The organism is Rhizobium atlanticum (genome assembly GCF_030182485.1).
Classification (GTDB): domain Bacteria; phylum Pseudomonadota; class Alphaproteobacteria; order Rhizobiales; family Rhizobiaceae; genus Rhizobium.
This window is the reverse complement of sequence record NZ_JAQJCJ010000054.1, coordinates 1-9,005: the sequence shown is the minus strand read 5'-3', so window position 1 is coordinate 9,005 and position 9,005 is coordinate 1. Positions and strand designations below refer to the sequence as shown.

At 57.8% G+C, this 9,005-nt stretch carries 6 protein-coding genes and 4 pseudogenes; 1 reads left to right on the top strand and 9 read right to left on the bottom strand.

Annotated features, from left to right (window positions below; genetic code table 11):
• Positions 1 to 1,799: pseudogene (locus PH551_RS32295) on the bottom strand (Ulp1 family isopeptidase); the annotation flags it as partial.
• Between the two features lie 596 nt (positions 1,800 to 2,395).
• Positions 2,396 to 2,749 carry a hypothetical protein gene (locus PH551_RS32290; RefSeq protein ID WP_018247177.1) on the bottom strand — a complete coding sequence of 118 codons (354 nt, stop codon included), beginning with the start codon at positions 2,747 to 2,749 and terminating at the stop codon, positions 2,396 to 2,398.
• Here PH551_RS32290 and PH551_RS32285 point away from each other — a divergent pair.
• On the top strand, positions 2,748 to 2,930 hold the full coding sequence (locus PH551_RS32285) for a hypothetical protein (RefSeq protein WP_004675977.1): 183 nt from the start codon (positions 2,748 to 2,750) through the stop codon (positions 2,928 to 2,930). The two genes, PH551_RS32290 and PH551_RS32285, sit on opposite strands and share 2 nt — an antisense overlap.
• A 175-nt stretch (positions 2,931 to 3,105) precedes the next feature.
• Here PH551_RS32285 and PH551_RS32280 read toward each other — a convergent pair.
• The 7 genes and pseudogenes from PH551_RS32280 to PH551_RS33115 all read right to left on the bottom strand — a co-directional run.
• Positions 3,106 to 3,309, bottom strand: a pseudogene (locus PH551_RS32280) (transposase domain-containing protein); the annotation flags it as partial.
• 28 nt (positions 3,310 to 3,337) lie between these two features.
• Complete coding sequence (locus PH551_RS32275) at positions 3,338 to 5,407, bottom strand: recombinase family protein (RefSeq protein WP_004675975.1); 2,070 nt, start codon at positions 5,405 to 5,407, stop codon at positions 3,338 to 3,340.
• Complete coding sequence (locus tag PH551_RS32270; RefSeq protein ID WP_004675974.1) at positions 5,394 to 5,573, bottom strand: hypothetical protein; 180 nt, start codon at positions 5,571 to 5,573, stop codon at positions 5,394 to 5,396. The genes PH551_RS32275 and PH551_RS32270 overlap by 14 nt, the downstream gene beginning before the upstream one ends.
• Before the next feature lie 305 nt (positions 5,574 to 5,878).
• Positions 5,879 to 7,243, bottom strand: a pseudogene (tnpC, locus tag PH551_RS32265) (IS66 family transposase); the annotation flags it as partial.
• Between the two features lie 69 nt (positions 7,244 to 7,312).
• Positions 7,313 to 7,666 (bottom strand): IS66 family insertion sequence element accessory protein TnpB, encoded by a 354-nt coding sequence (gene tnpB, locus PH551_RS32260; protein WP_018247174.1) that lies wholly within the window; start codon positions 7,664 to 7,666, stop codon positions 7,313 to 7,315.
• Entirely contained in the window at positions 7,663 to 8,052 is a 390-nt protein-coding gene (gene tnpA / locus PH551_RS32255) for an IS66-like element accessory protein TnpA (RefSeq protein WP_004675971.1), read from the bottom strand. The genes tnpB and tnpA overlap by 4 nt, the downstream gene beginning before the upstream one ends.
• A gap of 377 nt (positions 8,053 to 8,429) precedes the next feature.
• Positions 8,430 to 8,654: pseudogene (locus PH551_RS33115) on the bottom strand (hypothetical protein); the annotation flags it as partial.
• Between the last annotated feature and the right edge of the window lie 351 nt (positions 8,655 to 9,005).

The following is a 9,005-nucleotide window of genomic DNA, read 5'->3' as shown; positions in this document are numbered from 1 at the left end:
GTGTGTTTTCCCATGTCTTCGGTGAAGTCTTGGTAATCTTTTTTCAACGACCATTGCTGCTGATCACTGCCGTTGAGCCGGCTCGCTATGCTCTCCCTACCCCTGGTTTGCAGCCAATCACTAAACTTTCGTTGATTGCTGGCCAGTCTCCAGACGACTCTCCTCTGCGAAGTCGAGTCCGGTCGGAGCTTACTCAGCTCTTCGTTGGCGAAGCTATCAATCATGAGGGCGTCGTCGGGATGGGGATCATGCTGTTTCAACTGCGACTCAGCGCCTAGATACTGCCGCAGCCGATCGAGACTCACGTTTATTTTTACTTCAACGTTAGTAGTAAATTCCCTAAAATCGTCCTTCAACGACCGTTGCTGCTCATCACTGCCAGTCAGGCGACTGCTTATGCTCCCCCGACCATTCTTTCGGAGCCAATTACTAAACCTCCGTTGATTGCTGGCCAGATTCAAGACGCCTTTCCTCTTGGAAGTCGAGTCCGGTCCGAGCTTGCTCAGCTCTTCATTGGCGAAGCCATCAATCATGCGGGTGTCGTCGGGATAAGGATCATGCTGTTTCAACTGCGACTCAGCGCCTAGATACTGTCGCAGCCGATCGAAACCCACGCTTATTTTTACTTCAACGTTAGTAGTAAATTCCCTAAAATCGTCCTTCAACGACCGTTGCTGCTCATCACTGCCAGTCAGGCGACTGCTTATGCTCCCCCGACCATTCTTTTGGAGCCAATCACTAAACCTCCGTTGATTTATCGCCATATTCTGGACAACTTTCCTCTTGGAAGTCGAGTCCGGTCCGAGCTTGCTCAGCTCTTCGTTGGCCAAGCCATCAATCATGAGGGCGTCGTCGGGATAAGGATGATGCTGTTTCAACTGCGACTCGGCGCCTAGATACTGCCGCAGCCGATCGAAACTCACGACCACTTTTCCCTCGGCCTCGGTAAATTTCCTAAAATCCTCCTGCAACGACCGTTGCTGCTGATCAGTACCCGTGAGTCGGCTGACTATGCTCCCCCTACCCTCCCTTTTGAGCCAATCGCTAAACTTTCGTTGGTTACTGGCATTTTTCTGAGAAATCGAGACCGGTCCGAACTTACTCAGCTCTTCCTTGGCCAAGCTATCAATGACGCGGGCGTCATCGGGATAGGGATCATGAATTCGGCGGCCCATCAGGCGCGGCCCAGCTCCAACGGCTTGGAGTTCTTGCCCCTCAGGTCCGAGCCTCCTGAAATGAGACAGCGCTGAGTTAAGACGGTTCTGATCGTCCTCACCGCTTGCCCAATAATCCGCGATATCAACGGCTAGTGAATCTGGATCGTTTAAAAACCGAGAAGCCATCGAATCTCTGTTTGCTGCTCGGAGCCAACGAGCGAACCTCCTAAGAATCCCTAAATTGTTCTCGACGGTAGCCTCGGGAACCCTTCCGTCCCCTCGGCCGATGCTACCGTCGGGTAGAATTTCGTAGTTTCGGACTGCTTCCGCGAACTGGTTGATACGGGTCTCGTCATCAGGATGCATGTCTCGGTCGGCGGGGCGACCACGCTTGCGAACCTTGGTTGAGGCCACGTGAGTCTCCGTTGCGGCATCGACGTCTTGCTGCCCCGAACCCCTCTCCGGCGCCAGCGACTGCGGCGTCACTCGCATCGAACCGCCCACGGAACTGCGACGCGGCACACGGTCGCCGGCGTCACTATCGTGCGAACCGAGGCGCAAGTCGGTCGGATCCTGTTCCATCTCTCGGCTCTCTGAATAGTAGTCGTCGATCCAGGCGTCCGTCTCGAAAGCTCCGGTCACGTCTTCGATCCACCCACTTACTTCGCGAGAATCGTCATCGCGCGGCTGGTTCCGTCTTGGGTACATCGATGCCGGTCCTCCGGAAATCAAATTTGGAACCTCGATCCTAATGCCTGCCGGCCGCCGCCCAGCATGCTAAACCCAGATCCAATCATGCCCTCAAGGCATGGCCGAACGCTATATGGCGACGGCCTGCCGACAATCGTCTGCACTCGACCATCAGGCCGGCGTAAGCGCTCTCCCTCTCGCACCTTGACCACTAGGTTTATGCCGTTTCGAATAGCGTCGCCATGTTCGAGACGGAGCTTCGCGCCGATTGCAGTTATGCTGCCCGTTGACCACTGAATGACGTGAGATCGAAATCATTACTTGGTCGCGGCTCATCTGCTACCAGCTCCAAAAAAATCATCCTTAGTTAGCACAAAGCCGATCGGCCGGCCTTTCGCCGATAGGCCGTAGATGTCCAGGTGGATCACTCTGGAAGACACGCTTAGATGAATTAAGCCAAGGCAGCCGCGTTCTCAACTTCGCAGTCAAGGGCTCATCGGTGATTTCAATATCAAGCCGCTTAAAAACTACACCAGGGAAGCGCGTCCCTAGCTTTGCGGGATCGATCTCGTAAACCGTTTAGGATTCCCTTTATCGGCAAAGGCGACAAAGGTGGGTAGCTGACTGTTGTCAACATTATACGGTCGACGACCTTTGGCGATCCGCAGTGTATCGAAGTCAGCGGGTGCCAAACTTCCAACGCTGTTCTTAACACCGAACGTACGCAGTACGTTAAATTCATAAATATTGTAAATTATGCTACCGCTTGGAGGCCTGCGGATCGGCAGGATATATACGGTGCCTTTGCCCCCAAGATCGAAGATCAAAGCCTCGCCGTAAAGCCGCGTGGTGCCCCCATTGCCGATCAGACTCTGTGTCACCTTCGAATAGGAAACTTCCATGACTGATGAACTTTCGACCGGCCGCCCGTCGACAGTGGCCAAAGCGATCACCTTAAAACGGACCGTTGCACTCTCGCCCTGGCATCCCATGAGCGGAAGCGAAACCAATGAGGCAATGAGCGTCCTTCGAGTATACGGCATTGATCAGACGAGGCGCTCCGAGATGGAAGCACACTATTAAGCGATTCCAGTAAGAGATCACTTAACGGCTCAGCATCGCATCCAGCCGTAAAACATCTGTTGCAGTCTTCACCGAGCAGCTTGCATATGCATAGGCGGCGACATCAAGACCAAGGACCATATACTTTAGATTTTTGAATGATCGCTGCGGGCCGACAGACGCCTTTACGCACCTATCACCCTGCCGGGTAATTCCACGGCAGGAGACCCTCAATCTGGCTCTGCTTGTGGCCGTTAACGATGGCGGTGAGCGTGCTGGTCAAATACGCAAACGGATCGACGGCATTGAGCTTGCACGTCTCGATCAGCGAGGCGATGGTCGCCCAATTCTCAGCTCCGGTGTGATGACCAGCGAAGAGAGCATTCTTCCGGTTTAGCGCCGGACCTGAGTCATTGTGCACTCCCTCTTTAAGTATCTGTAAACATTGGAAGCGTCTCCGTGTCGGGAATGCGACACGGGCGGCCCTTTCGGGCTATCGCGGCTTGGACGGTCGCCGAAGTCAGGTCGCTGGCCCGGATTTGATACGGCGCGCCGGGAACCACCTGCTCGGCAGACAACACGTTCGTGTTGATCAGGTGGCGTATTCGGTGGTTGGTCACGCCCAAAACCGCCGCAGCTTCTGTCATGGTCAGCCATTCGCCATCTTTGCCGGCTGATTTGTACGCGTGGATCGCGCGGACGCGCCTTACAGAAGCGACCCGGTGTGCGGTCCAGGTTTTTCCTTGCCCCGTGGGCATTCCCATTCGATTGAGCGAGGCGGCGATATGTTCATCGGACCAGCGTCCTGCCATGCTCCGCATCACTGCCAAAGCATCTTCCGTTGTGGCGCACCCGTGTTCCCCCGTCTGGGGCTTGCGAACCTTGAGCTCCGAATGCTGACCGCCTTTCCAGTGGATGGTCAGCACCACGTCGCGCACCTCATCATCAACATCGACAACGATGTCGGCGATCAATGTACGCAGCAGTTGCTGGCGCACGCGCATGGTGACATCCGGCGACTCCCAGGCCGCCTGCAGATTGTCGGCGAGGTTTGCGAAAGTGCCTGGGTCAACTTCGATGGTTGAAGGACTTTCGGCAGGCCTGCGCACTTCCAGATCACGGACGCGGCGTAGCGCCGTTTCCCAATTCTTCTCAAGCTGTGCAGCTATCAGGCGGTTGTCGGGATCGCATGCCGCATAGCGGCGCTCGGCGAGGCTAGCCTCGTAGCGGGCCTGTTGTCGCTCCAAATCGTGAATGTGGCGCTGGTCTTCCTGTCGCTCCCGATGCATCCGCTCTGCTTCAAAAGTCGCCTCGATCGCTAATGGTTCTACCGCGCGCAACAACTCGCGCGCAACCGCCGCATCGACCTTCGAGCCGCCGAACGTCATGCAACGGGGCAAGCCCATCATCAGATTCTGTTTGTAGCAACGATAGACAGGGCTTTGCGGATTGCCCGTATAGGCAACACTCAGCCGCCGCCCACACCGTCCGCAAGTTAGGAGACCCGATAATAATGCTTTGCCGCCACGGCCCGATTTAGTCCCACCCGAGCGGCCATAATTATTGAGCGCCAGTTGCTGTTGGTTACGCTCGTATTCGTCCCAACTGATGTAACCTTCGTGATGGTCCCGGATCATCACCTCCCAGGTACCGACGGGCTTGCCGTGCCCGTAACTGCGCCGAGCTCGTCCATCGACGATGGCAGTCCGCTTCTCGCTCTTCCCATAGACGTAAACGCCGGCGTAGAAAGGGTTTTTGAGGATGCCGATCACATTGCGATAACGGACTGGGATCCATACGAAGTTGGTCATGCGCCCTTCATCCCTGGGCCGAGGGAAGTGAATCTGATCTTTCGTCATCGACAGCAGCACCTGGCGCGCGCTTCCAAGCTCGTGGAAGCGGGTGAAGATGGATCGGATTACCTCTTGCAGACGCAGATCAGGATCGAGCCCGAGCCCGGCCTCGCGATGCCAGATGTAGCCGAACGGAACGGAAAGTCGCAATTCGCCACGGCGCGCTTTGGATCTGGCGGCATCGAGCATGCGGGCTCTCAGCACGCCCAATTCGAACTCGCTGATACTTCCCTTCATGCCTAATAACAGACGGTCGTTGGGCCGGCACGGATTGTAGACGCCGTCGTGGTCTATGACGCGGGCTTCAACGAGGCCGCATAGTTCGAGCAGATGGTGCCAGTCGCGGCCGTTGCGTGCGAGCCGTGAGGCGTCGAAGCAGAAAACGGCACCAACTTTGCCGGCGCACAGTAGGGCGACAAGACGATCGAAGCCGGGGCGCGCGACCGTTCCGCTGGCAGAGCGACCCAGGTCGTCGTCGATCACCTCGACGTCGCTGAAGCCGCGTTGTCGCGCAATGTCAACAAGATCATACTGCCGTCGCTGGCTTTCCAGATTGGTTATAACCTGCGACTGCGTGGATTGCCGCACATAAACGACGGCCTTGCGCGCGAGCAGCGCTGTCGGAATCAAATCAGTGCTGGTCATCGTTGAGCTCCTCGACGACCAGACCGGCCGCCTGCATCAGCAGGCAAGCCAGAGTTGCTACCGCCTTCTTGCGGTCCTTGTCGCTCACTCCGTCGAGCGTCCGAGGTTTGAATATCAGGTCGAGCTGCCGGCGTGACGCCGGCACCAGCGTATTGCGGGATCTCATCGTCTTCCTCCTGAGTGATTCTACGTCCACCTCGGAAGAGTGCAGGCTTGTCGCCGCCGGTGACCAGCCTGTTCAGTTCGATCAGCGCCGCAAGATCGACACGTGCAAGACCCATGGTCATGACGCCGCACACCACAGGATCAATCATCCAGCCCGAAATCGAGACCACGACACCTGTCGGCCCCAAAACCTTCAGAAACCGACCCGTCGCTCGTTCTTCGACGCGGCGAATTGAAACCCTCTGGCCAAAATACGGATGCCAGCGATAGTGAACCTCGACTTCATCGCCGACATGGGCAGAATGAACGGGGCATTGCTATCGGTCGGATGGTTCTCTCGACACTGTTGTTGTCGATCTCGATGCGGCCGTCAGCCACAAAGATGCACAGGCCATCCCAGTATTTGGCAATATAGTTGAGAGCCTCGCCAAGTGGCGACTTGCCAGCAACACGCGCACGATGATGAGTGAGCCAGGTCCGCATGTCCGCGATCAGCGGTGCTGATCGTTCTTGCCTTCCCGCAAGGCGAGCTTCGGGATTGAGACCGCGCAACTCAGCTTCGATGCGATAAAGTTCACCAATGCGCCTGACGCCTTCCTCAGCAATGGGCGCTGTGCCAGTACGGGTGATCTCGACCAGCTTGCGCCGCGCATGCGCCCAACAATAGGCGAGCTGAATGTTGGGACCGACGCGGTCCGGTGCAGTCAGGCGATTATATCCGGCGTAGCCGTCAACCTGAAGGACGCCCGCGAACCCCTGCAATATCCGTTCAGCATGCTGCCCGCCACGGCCGGGCGCGTAGGTGAAGGCGACTCCTGGTGGACCACCACCGCCCCAGGGTCGATCATCACGAGCAAGCGCCCAGAAGTACCCGATCTTGGTTTTACGGGAACCGGGATCAAGCACTGGCGCACGGGTCTCATCCATGAACAGCTTCGTGGAGCGCTTCAGGTCGGCAATCAAGGCGTCGAAGACCGGACGCAGTTCGAAAGCTGCCCGACCGACCCAATCGGCAAGCGTGGAGCGGTCGAGATCGATGCCCTGGCGGCTCATGATCTGAGCCTGCCGGTAGAGCGGCAAATGGTCGGCGTATTTGGACACCAGCACATGCGCGATGGTCGCCTCCGTCGGCAAGCCGGCTTGGATCAGTCGTGCCGGAGCCGGAGCCTGCGCAACGCCGTCGGTGCAGGCACGGCACGCATATTTGGGGCGGCGTGTGACGATGACGCGGAACTGCGCCGGGACTATATCCAGTCGCTCGGAGACATCCTCGCCAATGCAATGCAGGCAACCGCCGCAGGCGCAGATCAGGCTTTCCGGCTCGATCGCTTCTTCGACACGAGGAAGATGCTTTGGAAGGGAGCCCCGATTGATCGCGCGCGGCCTGATGGCCCTATTCCCGGTAGGAGTATCCGCCTCATCCTCGGCATGAATTGATGCCATGGCCGTTTCCAAGTCTTCTAGTGCCAGATCGAACTGGTCAGGATCACTCTTCTCGGACTTGCGCCCGAAAGCTGCCTGCCTGAAGGCCGCGACCAGCTTCTCAAGCCGCTCGATCCGCTCGTCCTTGCGGGCCATCTGGGCGTCTTTGCCTGCCTCGCGTGCCTTGGCTGCGATCAGCATCGCCTTCAGGGCAGCCACATCATCGGGAAGATCGGCGGTGTTCAGCATGGCCGGAACCTAGCAAATCCCGCACCCATTTGCCTTTGGAATTAGCCGTCCTGAGTCATCGTGCCGCAGCTATTCGATGGTCTCCGGCGTTCTCGTCTTGACGGCATGAACCCGCCGCCAATCGAGGCCTGCAAACAGGGCTTCGAACTGGGCGTGGGTCAGCGTCATCAGTCCATCCTTGATACCGGGCCAGGTGAAGGTGTGCTCTTCCAGCCTCTTGTAGGCCAGGACGATACCGGAGCCATCCCAGTAGATCAGCTTCAGCCGATCTGCCTTGCGCGACCGGAACACGAAGACCGTTCCGGTGAACGGGTCCTTGTGCAGCTCGTTCTTCACCAGTCCCGCCAAGCCGTCATGCCCCTTGCGGAAATCCACGGGTTTGGTCGCCACCATGATCCGTACGCGGTTCGATGGAAAGATCATGCCGTGGCCGCCAGGACACGCGCGATAACGGCGATCCGGGTGGCAGATGCTCCTTCCTCAAGACGGATGGTGACCGCACCGACGACGATCTCGGCACGGGAGGTCTGCTTGGCGGCTGGCGGCTCCGGCGCGGGAGTCTCGACAACCATGGCCGCGAATTCGACTACGTCCTCCGGCTCAGGCAAAACCAACTTGCCCCGCCGCGCCAGTGTTCGCCAGGATGACAGATGGTTGGCCTTCAGACCGTAGCGTTCCGCCACTTCGTTCACCGTCACGCCCGGTCGAAAGCTCTCCGAAACGATCCTTGCCTTGACCTCGTCAGGCCATTGGCGATGAACCTCACGTCGGCCCCGCCGCGTCGTGAGAACCTCCAACGTAGTCTCCATGGAGAAACTCCTTGTCGCTCGTCCATGGAACGTCGATCACAGATCAGGCGACAGCGAGCAATGTGGGAGCAGAACACCGGTTACAAGGCCGGCACATGGCTTGAGAGGCTCGCCAGCTTGCCGCTTGCCATGCGGAGCCCGCTAAAATTGGCCTTCATTTAAGCAGTTCGAGTGATGTGTTGGACATGCAGCGTGAAGGGTGCCGTCAGAATTTCCGATTCCAACCAATCTTTCCGCCGGCCTTTCTGATTTCGCCGCCTCAGGCAACGGAACCATTGCGGTGTAGCTGCTGACAGAACCCGTTGCGCGCCTGATAGTTATGCGACCTATGGGGCGGCGATCAGGATGAGACGCGCGCGACAATCTGGATGAGATTCTCATGTCGCGGTCGGGATGAAGTTATCATGTTGATTGTCGCTGGCAAGAGCTTCATCGTGGGTCTGATTGCCGCTCCGCGACTAACCGTGCGGTGCCTTTGATTGTCGCGAATGAGGCTGGCCTGCCGCGCCGGCGTTTGACCCCCATGGGTGGAACGTCGTCGATAGCTTTCGACGTTCATTTCGAATGATCGTTGCGTGATGAACAAGTCGGTCCACCGCGGCACCCGCCCGCAGGCATAGTTTGATAGTTGCAGGATACGTGGTCGGCATCGAGTACCCAACTCACACGTTGGCTCATGATCGCTGTATGAAATGCATCCGGCGCCATGGGCGGGTTTCGTCCTGGCCTGAAGCCATAGTAGAACCCGCAAAGGGTAGGCCGTCATAGACGGCACTAAGCACTTCAGCGACCGCGCCAGCATCCTTCGCACCCGAGGCTCTTCCCGCATCCGTATCTGTCTACACCTCAGATGCGACAGCCGTCGCCTCTTGGGATGCTGGCCAAACGTCACGTTTTGAAGGAAGACTGGCGACGTGCACATTCGATGTCGCCCCCGGCACTGGGGATCGTCT